The organism is Arthrobacter sp. Marseille-P9274 (assembly GCF_946892675.1).
In the GTDB taxonomy this organism is placed as follows: domain Bacteria; phylum Actinomycetota; class Actinomycetes; order Actinomycetales; family Micrococcaceae; genus Crystallibacter.
Map to the genome: position 1 here is coordinate 424,150 of NZ_CAMPOV010000003.1, position 21,841 is coordinate 445,990.

The 21,841-nt window shown below is 61.4% G+C and carries 13 protein-coding genes and 2 pseudogenes; 7 read left to right on the plus strand and 8 right to left on the minus strand.

Annotated features, from left to right (window positions below):
• The first annotated feature begins 283 nt into the window (after nucleotides 1-283).
• From OC550_RS19270 to OC550_RS19290, 5 genes are read left to right on the plus strand one after another with little or no spacing between them, the layout of a single operon-like run.
• A complete protein-coding gene (locus OC550_RS19270) occupies nucleotides 284-3,556 on the plus strand; it encodes a helicase-related protein (protein WP_262107555.1) in 3,273 nt (1,090 codons plus the stop codon).
• Complete coding sequence (locus OC550_RS19275) at nucleotides 3,549-4,214, plus strand: DUF4391 domain-containing protein (RefSeq protein WP_262107556.1); 666 nt, start codon at nucleotides 3,549-3,551, stop codon at nucleotides 4,212-4,214. The genes OC550_RS19270 and OC550_RS19275 overlap by 8 nt, the downstream gene beginning before the upstream one ends.
• A gap of 20 nt (nucleotides 4,215-4,234) precedes the next feature.
• On the plus strand, nucleotides 4,235-6,109 hold the full coding sequence (locus OC550_RS19280; protein ID WP_262107557.1) for a site-specific DNA-methyltransferase: 1,875 nt from the start codon (nucleotides 4,235-4,237) through the stop codon (nucleotides 6,107-6,109).
• Nucleotides 6,110-6,114: 5 nt separating this feature from the next.
• Complete coding sequence (locus OC550_RS19285) at nucleotides 6,115-9,195, plus strand: type III restriction-modification system endonuclease (RefSeq protein ID WP_262107558.1); 3,081 nt, start codon at nucleotides 6,115-6,117, stop codon at nucleotides 9,193-9,195.
• Between the two features lie 11 nt (nucleotides 9,196-9,206).
• Nucleotides 9,207-10,961, plus strand: a complete 1,755-nt coding sequence (locus OC550_RS19290; RefSeq protein WP_262107559.1) for a DUF262 domain-containing protein — start codon at nucleotides 9,207-9,209, stop codon at nucleotides 10,959-10,961.
• Between the two features lie 113 nt (nucleotides 10,962-11,074).
• On the opposite strand, the gene OC550_RS19295 is transcribed toward OC550_RS19290, so the two are convergent.
• The 4 genes and pseudogenes from OC550_RS19295 to OC550_RS19310 all read right to left on the minus strand — a co-directional run bounded on the left by OC550_RS19295 (nucleotide 11,075) and on the right by OC550_RS19310 (nucleotide 17,339).
• On the minus strand, nucleotides 11,075-13,573 hold the full coding sequence (locus OC550_RS19295; RefSeq protein WP_262107560.1) for an ABC transporter ATP-binding protein: 2,499 nt from the start codon (nucleotides 13,571-13,573) through the stop codon (nucleotides 11,075-11,077).
• Between the two features lie 597 nt (nucleotides 13,574-14,170).
• Nucleotides 14,171-14,440, minus strand: a pseudogene (locus OC550_RS19300) (IS1380 family transposase); the annotation flags it as partial.
• 910 nt (nucleotides 14,441-15,350) lie between these two features.
• Entirely contained in the window at nucleotides 15,351-15,656 is a 306-nt protein-coding gene (locus OC550_RS19305; protein WP_262107561.1) for a M48 family metallopeptidase, read from the minus strand.
• Nucleotides 15,657-15,851: 195 nt separating this feature from the next.
• Nucleotides 15,852-17,339 (minus strand): helix-turn-helix domain-containing protein, encoded by a 1,488-nt coding sequence (locus tag OC550_RS19310; RefSeq protein ID WP_262107563.1) that lies wholly within the window; start codon nucleotides 17,337-17,339, stop codon nucleotides 15,852-15,854.
• Between the two features lie 157 nt (nucleotides 17,340-17,496).
• On the opposite strand from OC550_RS19310, the gene aceA reads away from it, so the two are divergent.
• Nucleotides 17,497-18,813 carry an isocitrate lyase gene (aceA, locus tag OC550_RS19315; RefSeq protein ID WP_262107564.1) on the plus strand — a complete coding sequence of 439 codons (1,317 nt, stop codon included), beginning with the start codon at nucleotides 17,497-17,499 and terminating at the stop codon, nucleotides 18,811-18,813.
• A gap of 86 nt (nucleotides 18,814-18,899) precedes the next feature.
• The gene (aceB, locus tag OC550_RS19320; RefSeq protein WP_262107565.1) at nucleotides 18,900-20,576 is read left to right on the plus strand and encodes a malate synthase A; all 1,677 of its coding nucleotides are present in this window, start codon (nucleotides 18,900-18,902) and stop codon (nucleotides 20,574-20,576) included.
• A 294-nt stretch (nucleotides 20,577-20,870) separates the two neighbouring features.
• Here aceB and OC550_RS19325 read toward each other — a convergent pair whose 3' ends face one another.
• The 4 genes and pseudogenes from OC550_RS19325 to OC550_RS19340 form a co-directional block, all read right to left on the minus strand.
• Entirely contained in the window at nucleotides 20,871-21,134 is a 264-nt protein-coding gene (locus OC550_RS19325; RefSeq protein ID WP_262107566.1) for a type II toxin-antitoxin system RelE/ParE family toxin, read from the minus strand.
• A complete protein-coding gene (locus tag OC550_RS19330) occupies nucleotides 21,131-21,382 on the minus strand; it encodes a type II toxin-antitoxin system prevent-host-death family antitoxin (protein ID WP_262107567.1) in 252 nt (83 codons plus the stop codon). The genes OC550_RS19325 and OC550_RS19330 overlap by 4 nt, the downstream gene beginning before the upstream one ends.
• Nucleotides 21,383-21,453: 71 nt before the next feature.
• Nucleotides 21,454-21,555 (minus strand): annotated as a pseudogene (locus OC550_RS19335) (type II toxin-antitoxin system YoeB family toxin); the annotation flags it as partial.
• Complete coding sequence (locus OC550_RS19340; RefSeq protein WP_262107568.1) at nucleotides 21,552-21,803, minus strand: type II toxin-antitoxin system Phd/YefM family antitoxin; 252 nt, start codon at nucleotides 21,801-21,803, stop codon at nucleotides 21,552-21,554. The pseudogene OC550_RS19335 and the gene OC550_RS19340, both read right to left, overlap by 4 nt.
• Nucleotides 21,804-21,841 lie beyond the last annotated feature (38 nt).

The following is a 21,841-nucleotide window of genomic DNA, read 5'->3' on the forward strand; positions in this document are numbered from 1 at the left end:
GAGCGGAGGGTTTGCTCGATTCTGGTACTTCAACAGCTAGAATCGTTTCATTTGCAGTGCTAAGTTCTCTTGGATCGGGGGTTCCAGAATGAGTTGTCTCTGGCAAGCTGCTGGCGTCAGCCAAAATCGGACGGCACGAAACAGAGTTTCTCAGCGCCGATATCTATCGAAACGCCCCGGCCCGTATATGCTGCGATCGAGCGCGTTATTACCAGACCGACTGTCTGCAGCGCCATTCCCAACCCTGCCGCCGCATAAGCTCCTCTGGACGATCTGAAATTAAATGCGCATCATCAACAACGTCACCGACCTGCTCGGCGACGACTTGAGGGCCGAGATCGTGTCCGGTTCCAAGGTGCGCATCGCCGCATCGACCTTCTCGATTTTCGCGTTCGAGGCCCTGCGTAAAGAGCTGGAGCAAGTCTCCGAGTTGGAGTTCATCTTCACTTCGCCCTCGTTCGTGACCGAGAAGGTGACGGACAAGCTGCGCAAAGAGCGGCGCGAGTTCTTCATCCCGGCCGGGCACGCCGAGTCGAGCCTGTACGGTTCTGGGTTCGAGATTAGGCTGCGCAACAGGCTCACCCAGAGGGCCATCGCGAAAGAGTGCGCCGACTGGGTGCGCCGCAAAGTCATGTTCCGCTCGAACGCAACCGGCAATCCGATGCAGCCGCTCGCGGCTGTCGATGACGGCGCGGCCTACTTCCCGATCCAGGGCTTCACGACCTCCGATCTGGGATACGAGCCCGGGCCTGCGGTCTCGAACGTCGTCACCAAGTTCGAAGGCGTCCCCGAGACGCGGCAGTTGCTCGACCTGTTCGACCAAATCTGGAACAACCCCGACCAGCTCCACGATGTCACCCAGGCGGTCCATGATCACATCGCCAGCGTCTACGCAGAGAACTCCCCTGCGCGCATCTACTTCCTGATCCTGTACAACCTGTTCGCCGAGTTCCTCGAGGACATCAACGAGGACGTGCTCCCGAACGACCGCACCGGCTACCAGGACACGAAGGTCTGGCAGAGTCTGTACAACTTCCAGCGCGACGCCGCGACCGGGATCATCAACAAGCTGGAAACCTACAACGGCTGCATCCTCGCCGACAGCGTCGGCCTGGGCAAGACGTTCACCGCGCTGGCGGTGATCAAGTACTACGAGCTGCGCAATAAGTCGGTGCTGGTGCTGTGCCCGAAGAAGCTCGCTGAGAACTGGACAAACTACAACGCCAACCTCACGACGAACATCTTCGCATCCGACCGGTTCAACTACGACGTGCTCGCCCACACCGACCTCTCCCGCACCAAGGGCGAGTCCATGGGCCTGCGGCTCGACCGGATCAACTGGGGCAACTACGACCTCGTCGTGATCGACGAGTCGCACAACTTCCGCAACGCCGACTATGCCGAGGAGAAGGAGTCCCGCTACCAACGGCTCATGCGGCAGGTCATCCGTGAGGGCGTGAAGACCAAGGTACTGATGCTCTCGGCAACCCCGGTGAACAACCGGTTCAACGACCTGAAGAACCAGCTCCAGCTCGCCTACGAGGGAGAGTCGCAGAACCTCGCCCAGCATCTGAACCTGTCCACCACGGTCGAAAAGGTCTTCAGCGACGCCCAGCGGGTCTTCAACGAGTGGTCCAAGCTCGACCCGGAAAACCGCACCACCGACCGCATCCTCCAGATGCTCGACTTCGACTTCTTCGAGCTGCTCGACGCGGTCACGATCGCCCGCTCACGCAAGCACATCCAGGCGTTCTACGACACCACCGAGATCGGCGCCTTCCCCGAACGCCTGGCGCCGAGGTCGATCCGCGAACCGCTCACCGACCTTGCGGACGTGCCGGGCTTCAACGACATCTTCGAACAGCTCCAGTTGCTCACCCTGGCGGTGTATACGCCGCTGGCGTACGTGTTCCCGAGCAGGCTGTCCAAATACGAGGACCTTTACAACGTCACCGCAGGCAACGCCCGCTCCAACATCGGACAGCAGGGCCGTGAACAGGGCCTGAAGAAGCTCATGACCGTGAATCTCCTCAAGCGGCTGGAAAGCTCGGTCGAGGCATTCCGCCTGACACTGGCCAAGATTCAGGACGCGGTCGATGCGAAGCTCCGCCGTCTCGACGCCCATCAGGGCTCGACGACGGGTACGGTCGACCTCGAGAACTTCGATTTCGACGTAGACGACGAGGACGATGCGAACATCGAGGCGCTCTCCTTCGGGGAAAAGATCAAAATCGACCTGGACGACCTTGACGTCGAGTCCTGGCGGCGCGACCTGCGAAACGACCGCGCGACGCTGCATGAGCTGCTCGACGAAATGCACAAGGTCACTCCGGACCATGACCTCAAGCTCCAGAGGCTCAAACAGCTCATCACCGACAAGGCCACACACCCGATGAACCGGGGCAATCGCAAGGTGCTGGTGTTCTCGGCCTTCGCGGACACCGCCGGCTACCTCTACCGCGAACTCGCACCCGCTTTGGCGGATGCCGGACTGGAAACAGCCGTCATCACGGGCGGCAGCCACGGCGCGAAGACGACGCTTGGCACCGGGTTCGACTTCCAGCAGGTCATGTCGATGTTCTCGCCTCGATCAAAGCAGCGCCACCTCACTATGCCGAAGGAGACCCGCGAGCTCGACGTCCTCATCGGCACCGACGTGATCAGCGAGGGCCAGAACCTCCAGGATTGCGATTATTTGGTCAACTTCGACATTCACTGGAACCCGGTCCGGATCATCCAGCGCTTCGGCCGCATCGACCGCATCGGCTCCATCAACCAGGTGATCCAGCTGGTCAACTTCTGGCCTGACATCTCCCTCGATGAGTACATCAACCTCAAGGAGCGCGTCGAGAACCGGATGGTCATTGCCGACCTTGCCGGCACCGCCGACGACAACGTCCTTACCCTCGAAGACTCCGACGCCGCGTTCCGCAAGGAACAGCTCCGCAAGCTCCAGGACGAGGTCATCGAACTCGAAGACGTCCGCACCGGCGTCTCAATCACGGACCTGGGCCTGAACGACTTCCGGATGGACCTACTCGGCTACATCAAGGAGTACGGCGACCTCGCCGGTACCCCCAAGGGCCTGCATGCCGTCATCCCCGCGGATCCCGACAAGGGACTCAAGCCTGGAGTGATTTTCGCGCTGCAGAACGTCAACGCAGACGAAAACATCAACCGCGGCAACCGACTCCACCCGCACTACCTCATCTACCTCGGCGACGACGGCAACGTCATCGCCGACCACACCGAAGCCAAGCACCTGCTTGACCTCCTCCGTGCCGGATGCCGCCCGCATGACGAGCCCGTCGCCGAGGTCGTGCACATCTTCAATGCGGCGACCCGCGAGGGTGCCGAAATGAACGAGTACTCGCAGCTACTCACCGATGCGATCCACTCGATGATCGACGTCACCGAGGAACGCGACATCGACAGCCTCTTCACCGGTGGGCACACCACCGCGCTCACCCAGGCGATCGCGGGCCTGGACGACTTCGAGCTGATCGCCTTCATCGCCGTCGTCGACCCCGCCCAAGGGGTGGCAGCCGATGTCTGACGTGCTGTACCGATGGCCCGCCGCGGCGAGGTTCGGCAGCCGCGTGCCGAAGGAGAAATTCTACGAGCACGGCACCGTCACCACCACCGTGCGGGAGAAATTCGTCGCCGAGGTCCAGCGCATCACTTGGGCGTACAAGCTGGCCGAGGCTACCATCAACCTCGCCGGCAGCCGGGAAGTTCCGGAGGTGCAGGTCTTCCAGATCGAGGCCAAGGGCAACGATGTCTCCGAGCCCGCACTGACCGCGATTGATAAGGCGATCCCGTTCCCTATCATCTTCGAGATCACGCGCGACACCGGCAGTGGCCGGCAGGTCAGGATGGTCGCCGCGCACAAGCAGCTCGGAGGCAATGCCCCGAAGCTCAGCGCCTACTACTCGACCGGCTGGCAGCCCGCCGATGCCGAACGGCAGCCGCTCCCGACCGCGATCGCCCTGACCTCCCTCTACACCGCGATCCTGGGACCCCTGACCCCGGTTGCGATGAGGCCGGGCGAAGAAATGTCAGAAGTCGCCGCCAGACTGAGGGCCGTGGACAAGCTCAAGGGCGAGATCGCCGCCCTGGAGCGCAAGCTCCGCACCGAGCCACAGCTCAACCGCAAGATCGAGCTGCGCCGCACGTTGAAGACCAAACAAGCAGAACTGACTGCGCTGATTTAAGGACAGGACAAAAATAACCCGTGGATAAGCTGCGCATGACGTCGCCAGATCTGACCGAGACCAACATCAATAAACTCGCCGAGCTTTTCCCCAGCGTCGTCACCGAGACGACAGATGCCGACGGCAACACCAAGAGGGCCATCGACTTCGACCTGCTGCGCCAGGAACTCTCTGACCACGTCGTCGAAGGACCCCAGGAACGCTACCGGATCGACTGGCCCGGAAAGCGCGCCGCCGCTTTCGCCGCCAACGCACCGATCGCCAAGACCCTCCGCCCCGTCCGCGAGGAGTCTGTGGACTTTGACACCACCAAGAACCTCTTCATCGAAGGCGACAACCTCGACGCCCTCAAGCTCCTCCAGGAGTCCTACCTCGGCAAAATCAAGCTGATCTACATCGACCCGCCGTACAACACCGGCAACGACTTCATCTACAACGACGACTTCGCGGAGACGGCCGACGCATATCTGGTGAGGTCGGGACAAATGGGCGACAGTGGAGCACGGTTGAACGCTAACCCCGAGTCAAACGGGCGGTTCCACTCGGACTGGCTCAGCATGATGTATCCGAGGTTAAAGCTCGCGCGCAATCTTCTTTCGGATGACGGGATTATTGCGATCAGCATCGACGACAACGAGGTGGCAGCCCTACGCCTTCTGGGCGACGAAGTCTTTGGCTCATCGGCGTTCCTCGGTGCCTTGACCTGGCGTCGTCGGCCGACCCCGGACAGCAGGAATTACAGCCGAGTCTCGGTGGATCACGAGTACGTTCTGCTCTATGGACGCAGCAATGCCGCTCGGCTCAACGGACGCGGAATCGATGAATCGAAATACAAGAACCCAGACAATGATCCGCGTGGTCCATGGACAAGTGAGAACCTGACAGGATTGGCGAGCGCGGATCAACGCCCGAATCTCCATTACGACCTTGTAAACCCTGCGAATGGACTGGCTTATCCCCCGAGTCCAAGTAGAGGGTGGAGCAAGGGCAAGGAGACTATGGATCGGTTGATCGCAGAAGGGCGTATCCTGTGGCCTTCATCGCCCGATGGCCGCCCCAGAGAGAAGAAGTTTCTGAGCGATCTCAAGTCGGCAGTCACAGGCTTCTCGACTTGGTTGACATCGGATGAGATTGGATACAACTACACTGCAACGCGGGAAGTTCGAGATTTACTGGGAGGGAAGCTATTTGACTTCCCAAAACCAGTCTCCCTCGTCAAGACGCTTTGTGAGCAAGTAACCCAAGACGGGGACATCGTCCTCGACTTCTTCGCGGGCAGCGGGTCGACGGCTCATGCGGTCATCGCCGCTAACGCGGGTGATGAGTCTGCGCGCTGCTTCATCCTTGTGCAACTAGGAGAAGCCGTCGAGCCTGAGTCCGAAGCAGCCAAAGTAGGGTACACAAGCATTGCGGAACTTGCTCGGGAGCGTGTTCGCCGCGCAGGTCAGTCCGTAGTTCAGCAAGCAGGATTGACCGGTGATGTTCTGGACGTCGGTTTCCGCAGCCTCAAGGTTGACACCACCAACATGGCCGATGTTCTCCGATCTCCTGATGAGACAGTTCAGCTCGCGCTCGACCAACTGGAAGACAGCGTGAAGCCTGACCGTTCGAGCGAGGACCTGCTGTTCCAAGTGCTGCTCGACTGGGGCCTTGAACTGACTATGCCCATCAGTGTTGAGCAGATTGAGGGGCATGAAGTGTTCGTCGTTGAAGACGGTGCGCTGATTGCTTGCTTCGACGAGCACGCCGGCTCAGAGCTTGTCTACTCGATCGCCAAGCGCGAGCCGCTACGCACTGTATTCCGGGATTCTGGGTTCGCATCGGATGACGCGCGGATCAACGCGGAGCAGGTTTTCCGTGAGGTGTCCCCGGCGACCGATGTGAAGGCGATCTGATCGGGATGAAACTTAAGTTCAAGGTCCAGAGGTACCAGACCGATGCCGTCGACTCCGTCGTGGAGGTTTTCGAGGGCCAACCCAAGCACGACGGCATCTCGTACCGGATCGACCCCGGCAAGGTGAATTCTGTCGCCAACCCGGCGCTGTTCGAAACAAACGAAACGCCCGATTCGGGCCTGCGGAACGCCGAAATCGCACTGACCGGGTCGCAGCTATTGGAGAACGTGCACAAGGTGCAGCGGTCTCGCAACCTGCCGCCGTCGCCGAAACTGGTCGACAGTAAGGCGGCCCCGGGAGCGCCGAACCTGGACGTGGAGATGGAGACGGGGACGGGCAAGACGTACGTCTACATCAAGACGATCATGGAGCTGAACAAGCGGTACGGCTGGAGCAAGTTCATCATCGTTGTGCCGTCAGTCGCGATCCGTGAGGGCGTCAAAAAGTCGTTCGACGTGACAGCCGAGCACTTTCAGCAGCTCTACGGCACCAAGCCGCGCTCGTTCATCTACAACTCTTCGCAGCTGCACGAGCTGGAGCGGTTCAGCTCCGACGCCGGGGTGCAGGTGATGATCATCAACATCCAGGCGTTCAACGCGACCGGCAAGGACAACCGGCGCATCTATGACGTGCTCGACGACTTCCAGTCGCGTCGCCCCATCGACGTCATCAAGGCGAACCGCCCGGTCGTGATCATTGACGAGCCGCAGAAGATCGGCGCGGAAAAGTCACTCCAGGCTCTGGCCGAGTTCAACGGGCTGATGATGCTGCGCTACTCGGCCACGCACAGGGTACAACATACGAAGGTGCACCGGCTGGATGCACTGGATGCGTACAACCAGAAGCTGGTCAAGAAAATCGCCGTGCGCGGCATCACCGTCAAGGGCCTCGCCGGTTCGACCGCATACCTGTACTTGGACGCGATCGAAATCGCCAAGGGCGCCAAGCCGCGCGCGCGGGTGGAGATCGAGGTACAAACCAAGGGTGGCCCGATCAAGCGGCAGGTCAAGCGCCTCGACGTGGGCGCGAACCTGCACGACGTGTCGAATGGGATCGAGGCATACAAGGGCCTGTTCGTCACCGAGGTCGACGCGAACCGCGACGTGATCGAGCTAAGCAGCGGCGACGTGGTGGTCGCCGGCCAGCTGGCCGACCGCGACGTGACTGAGGAGACGAAGCGCCGCATCCAGATTCGCGAGGTCATCCGCGCTCATCTGGACAAGGAGCGGGAGCTGTTCAGCCGAGGCATCAAGGTACTCTCGCTGTTCTTCATAGACGAGGTCGCCAAGTACCGCGACTACGACCGCGAGGATACCCTCGGCGACTACGCCCGCGTCTTCGAGGAGGAGTACGCGACCATCCGCGACGAGGTCCTCGGCGAACTCGACATCGACGACGCCATTTCGGCGTACCAGAAGTATCTGCGCCGCGACGAAGTGCGCGCGGTGCACGAGGGGTACTTCTCGATCGACAAGAAGACCAAGCGGCAGGTGGACGGCAAGGTCAGCGGTCGCGGCGACGACAAGGGCCAGTCCACCGATACGGATGCCTACGACCTGATCCTCAAGGACAAGGAGCGCCTGCTGTCCTTCGCGGAGCCGGTGCGGTTCATCTTCTCCCACTCCGCACTGCGCGAGGGCTGGGACAACCCGAATGTTTTCGTCATGGGGATGCTCAAGAAGAGCGATAACACCGTCTCCCGCCGCCAGGAGATCGGCCGCGGGCTGCGCCTGGCGGTCAACCAGCACGGTGAGCGGATGGACAACCCCGTCACGGTGCACGATATCAACGAACTGACCGTGGTCACTGACGAGTCCTACACCGACTTCGTCGAGGGTCTCCAGAAGGAAATCTCTGAGTCCCTCGCGGCCCGGCCGCGCAAGGCAAGCGTCAAGTTCTTCACGGGCAAGACAATCCAGACGCCGTCCGGCGAGTCGGTCGTGGAGGAGGAGCTCGCCACCGCGCTCTACTTCCACCTCGTCCAGAGTGGCTACGTCGATGAGGATGGCTTGGTCACCGAGAAGTACAAGGACGACAAGGCCGCCGGTACCCTCGCACAGCCAACCTCGAAAGTGCTAGGTCCGGTCGTCGATTTCGTCTGGCCCCTCGTCGACGGGCTCTACATTGACGTGCCCCTCCCGCCGGACGGCCGTAAGCCCAAGAAGATCCCACTCAACGAGACAAACTTCGCCCGGAAGGAGTTCCAGGCGCTCTGGGGCCGGATCAACCACAAGGCCGCCTACCAGGTCGAATTCGACTCGGCCGAGCTAATCCGCAAGTCCGTCGGGCACCTCGACAAGTACCTGAACGTCGCCGCGATGCAGTACGTCGTCCAATCCGGACGGCAGCGCGAGAAGCTAGAGGCGGACGAGCTGGCGAGCCGAGCCGGGTTCACAGTGTCGAGCACGCAGACCCACACGGAGACCGTCAGCGCGGGCTCGCAGATCAAATACGACCTGCTCGGCGAGATCACCGAGAAGACCCAGCTCACCCGCCGCACGGTCGCAGCTATCCTGCGGAACGTCGCGCCGGGCACGTTTGCGAAGTTCCGACTCAACTCCGAGCAGTTCATCACCGAGGCCGCGCGGCTGATCAACGAGCAGAAGGCGACCGTTATCGTTGAGCACCTGACATATGACGCCATGGAGGACCGCTTCGACTCGGCGATCTTTACGGAGAACCAGACCAAGCAGGACCTCACGCACGCGGGTGGCAAACTGACGAAGCACATCTACGACTACGTCATCACTGACTCTAAGATAGAACAGGCGTTCGTGTCCGGGCTAGAAACCAGCAAGGAGGTCGCGGTCTACGCGAAGCTCCCGCGCGGGTTCTTCATCCCGACCCCGGTCGGCGACTACAACCCTGACTGGGCCATTGCCTTCATTGAGGGGAGCGTCAAGCACGTCTACTTCGTGGCCGAGACCAAGGGCTCGCTATCGACGCTCCAGCTCAAGGGCGTCGAAGACGCCAAGATCGAATGCGCCCGCAAGTTCTTCGCCGCCCTCAATGAGAAGAGCGGCCAGGACGTCACCTACGACGTCGTCACTGACTACACCGAGTTGATGCAGCTCGTCACGGCATAAGGAGTATCACCGTGTCTTTCCAGACCCCGCGAAGCATCGAGGAGATGCTCAACGCCATCCACAAACGTGAGTACCTAATGCCAGCGATCCAGCGCGAGTTCGTCTGGGGCCCCAATCAGATTGTGAAGCTCGTCGACAGCCTTATGCGCGGCTACCCGGTTGGTTCCTTCCTGCTGTGGGATGTGGAGCCGGAGACTGCCCAGTCGTACACCTTCTACGAGTTCCTCACGAACTTCCATGAGCGCGACAACCCATACGCCGATAAGGCAACTGTCCCGGCCGGCAACGGAACCATGGCCGTCCTCGACGGCCAACAGCGACTGACCTCGTTGAACATCGCACTTTACGGAAGCTTGGCCGAGAAGCGGAAGTATGCCTGGTGGAACAGCCCTGATGCGTTCCCTGTCAAGCGTCTTTATCTCAACCTCGTTGATGACCCCGAAGACGAAGAACTGGGTCTCAAGTACGACCTCCGCTTCCTCACAGACAAGGACGCAGCCCCGGCTGGAGGCGGCGAGCACAAGTGGTTCCGAGTTGGCGCAATTCTTGACCTTGCGAACTCCGGCCCGGCGATTATGAAGGAGCTTGAGCGGCGTAACATCGCCAATTCAGGTGACGCCTTCCAGAGAATGTACGACCTCTACGAGGCGGTCCGCATTCTCAAGCCGATGAACTACTTCCTGGTCACAGATCAGGACCCCGACAAGGTCCTTGAGATATTCGTGCGCGTCAACAGCGGCGGCACGACGCTCTCCTATTCCGACTTGCTGCTGTCCATGGCCACCAACCAGTGGAAGGAACTGGACGCTCGTGAAGAGGTCCGCTCCTTAGTCAGCGACCTCAACGGCAACGCCGGGCGACAGTTTTCCTTCTCTAAGGACGTCGTTTTGAAAACGGCGCTGACCATCGCCGATGTCGATGTGCGCTTCAAGGTCACCAACTTCACGCAATCCAACATGGCGAAGGTTGAAGCCGCCTGGCCCCAAATCAAGAACGCCTTGCTGCGTGCAGGAATCTTGCTCCAGCAATTCGGATACAACGAACGCAATCTCACAGCGAACAGCGTCATCATCCCGATCGCACACTACCTTCACCTGCGCGGCGCGGGCGACGCCTACCTCGACTCCAGCTCCCACGCAGCCGACCGGTTGGCGCTCCAGCGCTGGGTTACCCGATCCCTTATCAAACGCGGTGTATGGGGATCAGGACTCGACACGCTGCTCACGCGAATCCGTGATGTCCTGCGTGCCAACACCGTGCCAGAATTCCCCGTGGAGGCACTCGAAACGGCCATGGCTGCTGTCGGCAAGGGCCTAACGTTTGACACTGCCGAGATCGACGAGCTGCTCAATCTCAAGTACGCCGGGCAACGCACCTTCTCCGTGCTCTCAGTGCTGTACCCGGGGCTCGACCTGAGCAAGAAGTTTCATGAGGATCACATTTTCCCCAAGTCCCGTTTCACGAACAAGAAGCTGGCGGAGGCAGGAGTCCCCACAGAAAGAGTTGACGATTACCTCGCCTCTTTCAATCTCCTGCCCAACCTCCAACTTCTCGCAGGTACGGCAAACATCGAGAAGCAGGACGCGCTTCCAATCGACTGGATCGCATCAGCTTTCCCGACCGAGGAGAGGCGCGCGACGTACCTACAAGAAAATGACCTTGATGGGCTGCCACTCGGCTCCATCGACTTCATGGAGTTCTTCGAGAAGCGGAAAACAAGAATCAGGGACCGACTCGTCGAGGCACTTGGATCGAATCTAGCCTGAACTCGCTGCGATGCGAGGTCGGCTGCCGTCCCTGGAACTTGTACAGGCCTGATCCTGCGCTGCGGGACTCACGGGTGCAAGACCGGGTTCTTACCAGGATGCAGTGTTACCGCTCAGAGAGCCCACTCAGCGTTTTGCGCTTTCCTCCTGTTGGACAAATCTTTCGCGAAATCCCTGATGTCTTTCAGACGCAGAGCCATCTCAGCAGGTGTCGGAAGAGACTTTTCGTTCCCCTCAGCAGTGGAGTGAACATAGAAATTGTTGACATTCATGCCATCGTTGATGGCCACGATGTCCTTCTCTCTTAGCACTAGGAGCGTCCTCAAGTGCTGAGTGGACACTCCCGGTTTGTTCCGTGCCACGATGCCGTTGACGACCAGTTCCTCGACGACGTACTCCCAAACCTTACGGAGGTTGTTGGCGAAGTTCTCGCAGGCCCGCGCATATGCTGCATGGTTATGTGCCTCATACAGAGCCTTCGCCTGGGGATACTGCTCGTTTTCGAGCAGTTGCATCAGGGGCTTGTAGCCGCCTTTGGGTGAGCCTGTGCCGGCAATCTGCTGCCCCGTGCCGGTTTCCTCCCGCTGAGTGATTTCGATGAAGTTGTACTCCACCTTGACCGGTTCCTCAATGCCTTCCCGGATCTGGTCTTCCCTGTCCTTAGTGATGCCCTCGTGCCACAGAACGCTGGCGAATGGCATGGAGTGGGTAAAAATGATGACCTGTCGGGTACGGGCTTCCTTCACCAGACGTTGAGCAACCTTGATTTGAAATGCCTGGTCCAGGGAGGTGATGGGGTCGTCAAGGATGATTGCCGAGCCGTCACCGCTAGAAGAAACATCACTGAGGAACGCGGCAATGGACACGGCCCGAAGTTCCCCTTCGCTGAGAACCCCGTCTGCGGGAGTTTTCTTGGTGCCTAGGATATTGAAGGCAATGTTGCTGACGCCCTTGTTGACGCTAGTGGCAATGAGGTCGACCTTCAACTGGGGTTCGTTGCTTGCTCCCCGTGGACGGTCTTCCAGGATGCGGAGGTTGTCCTTGAAGTCCGTGGCTACCTGCTCCACATATTCTTGGCATACTTTGCCCGAGAAGTCCGAGAGCCCCCGTGTGCCGCATTGCCCGATGACTTCCTGCAATGCCTCGATGTGAATCAACCGGTTGTGCAGTGTCTTGAGTGCTGGAAGCGCCTTGGCAACTAGGGAACGCTCCTGCAGGTTGATCAGTTTTGCCTGTATTTCCAGGAGGTCTGCCCCGTCTGCGGATTCTTCCTGGATTTTGTGAACGTCCGCTTCGTAGGTTTGTACCACCTTCTCAATGAAGATGACCGCCTCACCTAGGCTGTCCTGGATGGTGAAGCCCTCGATGGAACCGGTGTCCCCCTCGGCGACCGCTGAGCCTTTGATGAACGGTGCGACCTTCTCGTCAATGGCTTCAAGGCTGTCGTCATCCGTGGGCAGGTTTTCGAGTAGGTCTGTGATCGTGTGCAGGTCCAGCCGCAGTTGCAGGATGACTGCCATGTCTTCTTCTGCCAGCACTGTCAGCAGGGCATCATCAATCTGCTCCGGTGAGACAGCCTTCTTGATACCGGTAACGACATCCATGGCAACCGCGGTCAGCTTCCGCCGCTCTGCGGCAAGATCCTGTTTCATTGCCTTATCGAACTGGCGGAACCGTTCGTGGGCTTCCTCGGTCAGGGGCTGATGGCACAGCAGGCAGTTCTCCATTGCGTCGGAGGGGAACTGCTCGTCAGGGTAGGCAATCTTGTCGGCATAATCCTTGGCCGCGTTCCACATCACGTGCCAGTGACTGCTTAGGACACCGGGAACGACCTCTGCCGAGAAATCATGCTGTTCCTGTGCCGCCTCCTCCAGCTTGATGGTCCGCAAGCGTTTCCAGATGGCCCGCAGGACTTCGAACTGTTCGGGGCTGACTTTCTCAGCAAGGGTCTGAATCCTGTTTGCCTGGGTCCTGGTCTGGTTCATCCGGCTCTGCGCCTGTGCCAGCCGTGTGCTCTTACTACTATTTTTGCGGTGGCTGATGGTTGCCGGAAGGGTTTCGAGTTCCACAAGTTCCTGCTCGGTCAGCTTCCCTAGTGCTTTGACAGCCATAAAGCCGCCGAACTTGCCCACTACCTTCATAACCTTGCGGACTTCCTCATCCGTGGCTTGGTGGTAGATGGCTGGTGCTGGCGCCGCTTTCAGCGCAGCTTGTCTGCGTTTCGCGTCACCTCCGACGGCGTCGTAAGTATTGATTAGGCTTTGCAGGAGTTCCAGACCGTCAGGGGTAACGGTTAGGGTGGTGCCCTTGGCATTCACATGCGACGCAGCGGTTTTGGAATCGTAGACGGCCACTCGGGATAGGTTGGAGTCCTCGCTGGCGTTCCTGAGGTTCCAGTTGTGGCTGGTTTCCTCCTCCCCCAAGAGGTAGTCCACGGTGGCAAGGGGTTCCATATCTTCCTGCTTGAAAACATTGCCCAAGATGGTTTCGGGATGCCGTGAGTGGCAGGAGGATTTGAGAATCCTCGTGTAGCCGGACTTGCCTACCCCGTTGAGACCGTAGATGATGACGATGCCCTTGGCCTCCAAGGTGAGGCTCGTGTTTTCACGCATCCTGTTGACGCCCTGATGGTGAGTAATTTTCTTGATGGTGACAGGTGGGCTATCCGAGGAGCTAGTGGGAATGTGGTGCTCTGTGAGTGGCTTCGGCGTGGACGGGTTCAGCCTCGTTGTTTCGTCCTGGTGCTCGATCCTAAGACTCAAGTCCGACAGGGCTGATGCGTATGCCATGTCTGTGAGGTCGGTTACGTCAGTGTCTGGAAGTGTGGGGCTTGAGGTGTGCCTCCGAAGCGCATCACGTTGCCATGGCAACAGATTCTGAGAGTAAGTGAGCACTTGCGAGTAGATGGAACCAGCGATGACTTCCCCCAGGAACTATGTGACGACAAGGTTGGAGGCCATCCGATGGGTGACTTCCTGCAATCCATTCTGCAGGGTGGTCCGACGTTTAAGCGGTGGCCACGCCTGGAGCGGCAGCTAGCCCTGATCTTTCATGGTGAGCCCGTCGCGTGCCGGAGCCTCGGTGAATGGCGGGTTGGCTGTTCAGCTGGTTCCCGGCACGCTGAGGGGCCCTTGACGCCGGGTTCTGCGCGGGTTTCCACGTGCCGGTGCTTGGTCTTTCTGCTCGTGGTGGTCAGGGTGCCGCCGGTGTCAGGTCCGGAGGGCGGCTACGGCTTGGGTGATTCGCGCGTGGATGCGGGCGGTGGCCTCAATCAGGGTGTTGCACAGCAGCCGCTCCGGGGCGGTGTCGGGCAGCAGCAGATGGTGCCTGTGGGCGCGGATGATGATTTTCCCGGCGGTGGCGAAGAGCCGGTAACGCCAGCGTTTGATGTCCCCTGCCCTGGCCTTGTGACCCGCCGGGAGAGCCGCGAGTAGGAGCCAGGAGATGAGGTTCGAGGCCAGGGCGGCGAGGTTGGCCCAGCGATCCGAATGAGTAGCCGGACGAACTTGCGGCCATCCATCTCGGGTTGGATCAACGGCCCGACAGCGATGGTCTTGCCAGCTGTTGCGTGCCAATCATGGGGCGGAGTATGGGCAACTCGGGCGCACTGCAGATGCTCCAGCGCTAAAGCCCATGCGACAAGCGCCAGAGTTTGTTCCTTTGAAGAGGGTCATAACTTTCATCAGCAATCAGCCTTCGAAGATGGGGGTATCCCTCCAGCGGGGCGTTATGCATTTCAGTTTGTATCGCCGCAGTGCTGCACATGGAACGCATATCGCGTCCCCAATAGCTCCAGGTATGGTCTGTGACTCGGCCAAGGCCGCGCAGAGCTATTTGGTCTTCGCACAATCCTATGTACTCCTGGATAAGGATCTTGTCGGCACGTTTCGGAATTCCCTTCAACATGAATTTCTCCGATCGCCTGTCCATGAGTGTCCAGAATCGAAGCAGGTACTGCATTTCTAGCTCTCGGTGCATTTGGCGGTTTACATGACGTATCTGAACAGCGGCTAGAACGACAGCCAGCAACGTGGCCAACGACAGTACAGAAGTTAGCGCCTCCGCCCAGTTCGGAGGTTCACTAGCGATCATATTTTTATTCACTCTCGGATAGGAAATCAGTGTGCACATTTGACATATGCATCGCTCATTCAACCGCGTCATCATTTAGTCGCTTGTTATTCTCAAGCTCGGCCCAGTGATGCTCGAGCCGTATATACCGATCGTGAGCTCACACCAGAAGCACCAGACATTTCGCGCGGGAACCGCTCTTAGGAGGTAAGTGCGGGTTTTGTGAGCGACTCAGGGCGCTTTGACAGAGCTGTCGTCCACTAACCTAGGCATCCGCACTTGTATCCCTGCGGGCCCTCCAGTCAGGCAGAAATCCGTTCATGAGTTGGGTAACCGCTCGTTGTGGTGTCGCTCAAGTAGGTGAGTCATCTCGTGCACCGCAATGTACTCAAGACAGTTCGGGTGCTTCTTGGCGAGCTCCAGGTTGAACCAAACGTGAGCAGACTCCCTGTTGCAGGAGCCCCACTTGGTCTTCATGCGGCGGACCGACCACTTGGCGACCTCGCGTCCTGACTGGCGTCCATACCGCCGCGCAACTCGTCGCAGCTCTTCCACAGCGAGCTGTAGAGGTCGGATTTCTTGAGCGCCACGGCGCGTCCCCCTTATAGATCCCAATTCACTCATAGCGACTATTCAAACGCCGCCGGAGCAATGCCCGGCGACCAGCAAAGCGCTACTTTCAATCTACCTATCGGATAGGACGTTTCATGGCAGCGAAATGACCATGACTCGGAGAGCGCCTCTGGATCCAGGCGCTGGCTCCTCCTGCTTCGACCTGACCGACTTCATTACCGACCCCTGTCGGTCCAGCGCGTTCAGTTACCGCCCCGCGTGGGCTTGGAGGAACTGGTAGACCTCGGTCTCGTCGACGCCGGGGAAGGCGCCGGGCGGCAGGGCGGCGAGGAGGTGGGTGTTGGCGCGGGCGGCGGGCCAGGCCTGGCCGCCCCACTGGGCGGCGAGGTCGGCGGGCGGGCGGCGGCAGCAGGACTCGTCGGGGCAGAGCGACTTGGATCGCTCCTGGGTGTCGCGGCCGCGGAACCATTTGACGTCCTTGTAGGGCACGCCGATGCTCAGCGAATACTCGCCCGAGGAGTGCCGTTCGGTGATGGCGGTGCACCAAAACGTGCCGGCGGCGGTGTCGGTGTACTGGTTGAAGGCGCGGAACTTGTCGGGGACGTCGAAGACCGCGCGGCTGGTCCAGAACCGGCAGACAGGCTGGCCTTCGATGGCGCCGGTGTGGTCCGCCGGGAAGTTCACGTCGTCGTTCTCATACGCCTTATGGATGATCCCGGAGACGTGGACCTTCTGGAAGTGGCAGCGGATGCCCAGGTGGTGGGTGGCCAGGTTGGTGAACCGGTGGGCGGCGGTTTCATAGGAAACCGAGAAGGCGTCGCGCAGGTCCTCGATCGCCAGCTCCTTGGAGGCCTTGGCCTTCTGCAGGAAATCCACGGTGGCGTGCTCGGGCATCAGCAGGGCGGCGGCGAAGTAGTTGGTGTAGACGCGCTGGCGCAGGAAGTCGGCGTAGTCCGAAGGCGTCTCGTGGCCGAGCACGTAGTGGCCGACGGCCTGCAGCAGCACCGAGCGCGGGTCATGCTCCGACCGGTGGCCCTGCGTCAGGTAAATTCTGCGGTTCTTCAAATCCGTCACGGAGCGGGTGGAATGCGGCAGATCCCCGACGTACTGGAGGCTGAAACCGAGGTGCTCAGCGATGTCCGCGGCGACGTGGTGGGACAGCGGGCCGCCCTTGAAGCCGACCGCCTTGAGCAGCTCCTGGGCCTGGGCCTCGATGTCCTCGTAGTGGTTGTTCCGGGCGCGCATTTCGGCCCGCAGTTCGGTGTTGGCGCGGCGGGCTTCCTCGGGCGTCGCGGACTGCTCGTCGAGCCGGCGCTCGAGCTCGTGCTGCAGGCCGACGAGGGACTCGAGTACATCCATGGGAAGCCGCGAGCTGATGCGGACTTTGGGCAGTCCGAGGGACCCGTAGAGCGGGCCGCGCTGGGCGCGTTCCAGTTCGATTTCCAGCGCCGCGCGGCGGCTGGGAGGTTCGGCGCCGAGCAGCTGGTCCATGCCCACGCCGAGGGCCTTGGCGAGCGACTGCAGCATGCCGAGTTTGGGCTCGCGCTTGCCGTTCTCGATCAGCGACAGCTGGGAGGGCGCGGTGCCGACGGCGTCGCCCAGGTCGTCGAGCGTCATGCCCTGCGCCTTACGCAGGTGACGCACGCGGCGACCGAGGCTGATCAGGTCGATGTCGCCGTCGTTCTCCGCCTCCGCTGCAGGCTTCGCGGGACGGTGCCAGCTTGTAGAAGTCATTTCTTGAGGATACGCGAAGAAACGCGAATCTTTCCAGCATTTTCATCTATCAGCCCCCTTGCACATGCGGAATAGTCGTTTTTACGAAGAAGTTCGGCCCCACAGCCGTAACCCACGTCACTCGGTGAAGACGCCGGGACTACCAAGGAGAACAGCAATGACCGCATCATTTGAGCCGGCCCCGCAGACCCCCGAAGAGGCAGCTAAGGCACTGGAGCTCGAGTGGGCTGCCAACCCCCGCTGGGAGGGCATAACTCGCGACTACACCGCGGCCGATGTCGTCCGCCTCCGCGGCCGCGTCCAGGAGGAGCACACGCTGGCCCGCCGCGGCTCCGAGAAGCTGTGGAAGCAGCTGACCGAGGAAGCCAAGACCGGCCAGTACACCAACGCCCTCGGCGCGCTGACCGGCAACCAGGCGGTCCAGCAGGTCAAGGCCGGCCTGCGCGCCATCTACCTCTCCGGCTGGCAGGTCGCCGCCGACGCCAACCTCTCCGGCCACACCTACCCGGACCAGTCGCTCTACCCGGCCAACTCGGTGCCGCAGGTGGTCCGCCGGATCAACAACGCGCTGCTGCGCGCGGACCAGATCGAGTTCTCCGAGGGCAAGCAGAGCGTCGAGGACTGGCTAGTCCCGATCGTGGCCGACGCCGAGGCCGGCTTCGGCGGCCCGCTGAACGCCTACGAGCTGATGAAGTCGATGATCGCCTCCGGCGCCTCGGGCGTCCACTGGGAGGACCAGCTCGCGTCGGAGAAGAAGTGCGGCCACCTCGGCGGCAAGGTGCTCATCCCCACCGCGCAGCACATCCGCACTCTCAACGCCGCCCGGCTCGCCGCGGACGTGGCGGGAACGCCGTCGGTCATCATCGCCCGGACGGACGCCGAGGCCGCGACCCTGATCACCTCCGACGTCGACGAGCGGGACCGCGAGTTCATCACCGGCGAGCGCACCCCGGAGGGCTTCTACAAGGTCCGCAACGGGATCGAGCCCTGCATCGCCCGCGCCAAGGCCTACGCCCCGTACTCCGACCTGATCTGGATGGAGACCGGCACGCCGGACCTGGAGCTGGCCCGCAAGTTCGCCGAGTCCGTCAAGGCCGAGTTCCCGGACCAGATGCTCTCCTACAACTGCTCGCCGTCCTTCAACTGGAAGAAGCACCTGGACGACGCCACGATCGCCAAGTTCCAGCGCGAGCTCGGCGCCATGGGCTTCACCTTCCAGTTCATCACCCTCGCCGGCTTCCACGCCCTGAACTACTCGATGTTCGACCTGGCCCACGGCTACGCCCGGGAAGGCATGAGCGCCTACGTCGAGCTGCAGGAGCGCGAATTCGGCGCCGAAGACCGCGGCTACACCGCAACCAAGCACCAGCGCGAAGTGGGCACCGGCTACTTCGACCAGATCTCCACTGCCCTGAACCCCAACGGCAGCACCCTGGCCCTGGTGGGCTCCACCGAAGAAGGCCAGTTCCACTAAAGGAACGCTTACGACGGCGGTGGTGCGGTGCGCGCGAAGGCCGCACCGCCGTCGTCGTACCCCAAAATTTTTAAGGAGTGAGTCCCATGAACGACCCGATCACCTTGAACGGCATCACGTTGACCGCAACCCCGGTGCGCCGGCAGGAGGAAGTCCTGACCCCGCAGGCGCTGGACTTCGTCGCCAAGCTGCACCGCGCCACCGCCGAGCGCCGCCGCGAACTGCTCGAGCAGCGCGAGGACCGCCGCCGCCGGATCGCCCGCGGCGAGGACCCCCGCTTCCTCGAGGAGACCCGGCAGATCCGCGAGGACTCCTCCTGGCAGGTCGCGCCGATCGCGCCCGGGCTGGAGGACCGCCGGGTCGAGATCACCGGCCCGGTGGACCGGAAGATGACCATCAACGCGCTGAACTCGGGCGCCAAGGTGTGGCTGGCGGACATGGAGGACTCCTCGACGCCGAGCTGGTCCAACGTGATCAACGGGCAGCTGAACCTGACCGATGCGCTGGACCGCAAGATCGACTTCACCTCCGAGGCCGGCAAGGAATACAAGCTGCGCGGCGAGAAGCTGACGGACATGCCGACTATCGTGATGCGGCCGCGCGGCTGGCACCTGCCGGAGAAGCACATGCTGATCGGCGGCGAGCCGGTGGCCGGCGGGATCGTGGACTTCGGCCTGTACTTCTTCCACAACGCGCAGCGGCTGATCGCCCAGGGCCGCGGCCCGTACTTCTACCTGCCGAAGATCGAATCGCACCACGAGGCCCGGCTGTGGAACGACGTGTTCATCCTGGCGCAGGACCTGCTGGGCATCCCGCAGGGCACCATCCGCGCCACCGTGCTGATCGAGACGATCACGGCCGCCTTCGAGATGGAGGAGATCCTCTACGAGCTGCGCGACCACGCGTCGGGACTGAACGCCGGCCGCTGGGACTACATCTTCTCCGTCATCAAGAACTTCCGCACCCGCGGACCCCGGTTCGTGCTGCCGGACCGCACCCAGGTCACCATGACGGCGCCGTTCATGCGCTCCTACACCGAGCAGCTGGTCCGCGCCTGCCACCGCCGCGGGGCGATGGCGATCGGCGGGATGGCCGCGTTCATCCCGAACCGCCGGAAGCCGGACGTCAACAAGATTGCGATGGAGCAGGTCCGCGCCGACAAGACCCGCGAGGCCGGCGACGGCTTTGACGGTTCCTGGGTGGCGCACCCGGACCTGGTGCCGGTGGCCCGCGAGGTCTTCGACTCCGTGCTCGGGGAGCGGCCGAACCAGATCGACCGCAAGCGCGAGGACGTCACCCCGGATGACCGCGGGCTGCTGAACATCGCGGGCACCGAGGGCTCCATCACGGAGAAGGGCATCCGCACCAACATCGAGGTCGGCATCCAGTACATCGAGTCCTGGCTGCGCGGCCACGGCGCGGCCGCCATCAAGAACCTGATGGAGGACGCCGCCACCGCCGAGATCTCGCGGTCGCAGATCTGGCAGTGGATCAACGCCCACGCCATCACTAACGACGGCGAAATCGTCACCGAGCGCTGGGTGCGGGAACTGCTGGACGAGGAGTTCGGCAAGCTGCCCCGCTTCGACGGCGACCGCTTCGACGACGCCCGCGAAATCTTCGAGACCGTCTCGCTGGGCCGCGACTTCCCGGCCTTCCTGACCGTCCCGGCCTACACCGAGTACCTGGCCGAGAAGGACGAGCAGCCCCGCCGCCGGACCCGGCCGCAGCCGCAGCCGGAGCGCGAGATGGCCGCCGCGTAGGTCCTTGGCCGGAGTGGCCGCCTCGTCATAGGGGCGGCCGCTCCCCCAACCCGTCCGGCGGGCGGTACCTTCCATCCCGCCCGCCGGCCCCACGCTTTCCGCGGAGCCGGCGCTCCACGCTTTCTTCGCCATCAGCAGCCCGACAGCCGGGCGGAGCGGCGGTCCCGCGGAAGCACAGAAGACAACGTGATCCCCCGGTTGTCCGACTAACTCAGTCGGACAACCGGGGGTGAGTACGTCCCGTGGGTTTCCGGCAGCAGAGCCCACACCGTGGCCGGATAATGCTGCCCACCTCTACCTATAGACCTCGCGTCGATGACCGATTCGAAGCACAAGGATGAGCAACTCGCCGTCGTGGATTTCGTAAATGATCCGATAGTCACCGGTCCGGACCCGCCATTCCTCGCTGCCGCCAACCAACTGCTTGGCCAGCGGCGGCCGGGGGTTGGTGCGCAGAATTTCGATGGTGCGCAGGATCCTGGTCTGGGTGCCCCGGTCCAGCTTCCTCAACTGCCGGGCTGCCGAAGCCGCATACCGAACCTCGAAGGGCTCGCTCAAACCTCGATCCCGAGTTCGGCAAGGAGCGCCTCATGCGAGACCGTCGGCTCGTTCTCCTGCCGAGCAGCCTTGGCACCCTCTACATCCTCTGCGTCTTCGAGTGCCTCGACTGCGCGGCGGTAGAACGCAATGTCAACGACGGCGGCAACGTCCCGCCCCCGGCGCGAGATGGACACGGGCTCTGAACGGACAGCGTCGAGCAGTTCGGCCCAGTGCTGGCGCGCTTCGTTGGAAGGAACCGACCTCATGGATCAATCGTAAGCTTCGTACGATTCGTAAGCTAGCATTCCCTCATTCAGCCGGGGTTGGCTTCGGAACGAACATCCCGAATGAGATGGTTGATCCGTTTGAGCATCTTGCGGTCCTGGACTTGCCACCACTCATAGTCGGCCCAAGCGTCCTCGTCCCAGACCAGCCTCATTCGATGAGGTCGTGTTCAGCGCCTCGACCCTTTTCCAACCGCTCAATGGACGCAAGCAAACGGCGGGCGTTAGCCGGGTTTCGAAGGAGATACGCCGATTCCTTCAGGGATTCGTAATCCTCCAAGGCAACCATCACGACTGGTTCGTGTCCGGCGCGCGTGATCACCACTTCCTCGCGGTCATCCACCACCGAGTTCAGGGTTTCGGCGTATTTAGCCCTGGATTCCGAGTAAGACATCGTGCGCACGACAACCTCCTGACGTTCTCGGAATCGTACGTCGCGGC

Coding starts and splice junctions, on each gene's coding strand:
- OC550_RS19270 (WP_262107555.1), top strand. CDS start 284: ATGCGCATCATCAACAACGTCACCGACCTGCTCGGCGACGACTTGAGG.
- OC550_RS19275 (WP_262107556.1), top strand. CDS start 3,549: ATGTCTGACGTGCTGTACCGATGGCCCGCCGCGGCGAGGTTCGGCAGC.
- OC550_RS19285 (WP_262107558.1), top strand. CDS start 6,115: ATGAAACTTAAGTTCAAGGTCCAGAGGTACCAGACCGATGCCGTCGAC.
- OC550_RS19295 (WP_262107560.1), bottom strand. CDS start 13,573: ATGCGTGAAAACACGAGCCTCACCTTGGAGGCCAAGGGCATCGTCATC.
- OC550_RS19305 (WP_262107561.1), bottom strand. CDS start 15,656: ATGAGTGAATTGGGATCTATAAGGGGGACGCGCCGTGGCGCTCAAGAA.
- OC550_RS19310 (WP_262107563.1), bottom strand. CDS start 17,339: ATGACTTCTACAAGCTGGCACCGTCCCGCGAAGCCTGCAGCGGAGGCG.
- aceA (WP_262107564.1), top strand. CDS start 17,497: ATGACCGCATCATTTGAGCCGGCCCCGCAGACCCCCGAAGAGGCAGCT.
- aceB (WP_262107565.1), top strand. CDS start 18,900: ATGAACGACCCGATCACCTTGAACGGCATCACGTTGACCGCAACCCCG.
- OC550_RS19330 (WP_262107567.1), bottom strand. CDS start 21,382: ATGAGGTCGGTTCCTTCCAACGAAGCGCGCCAGCACTGGGCCGAACTG.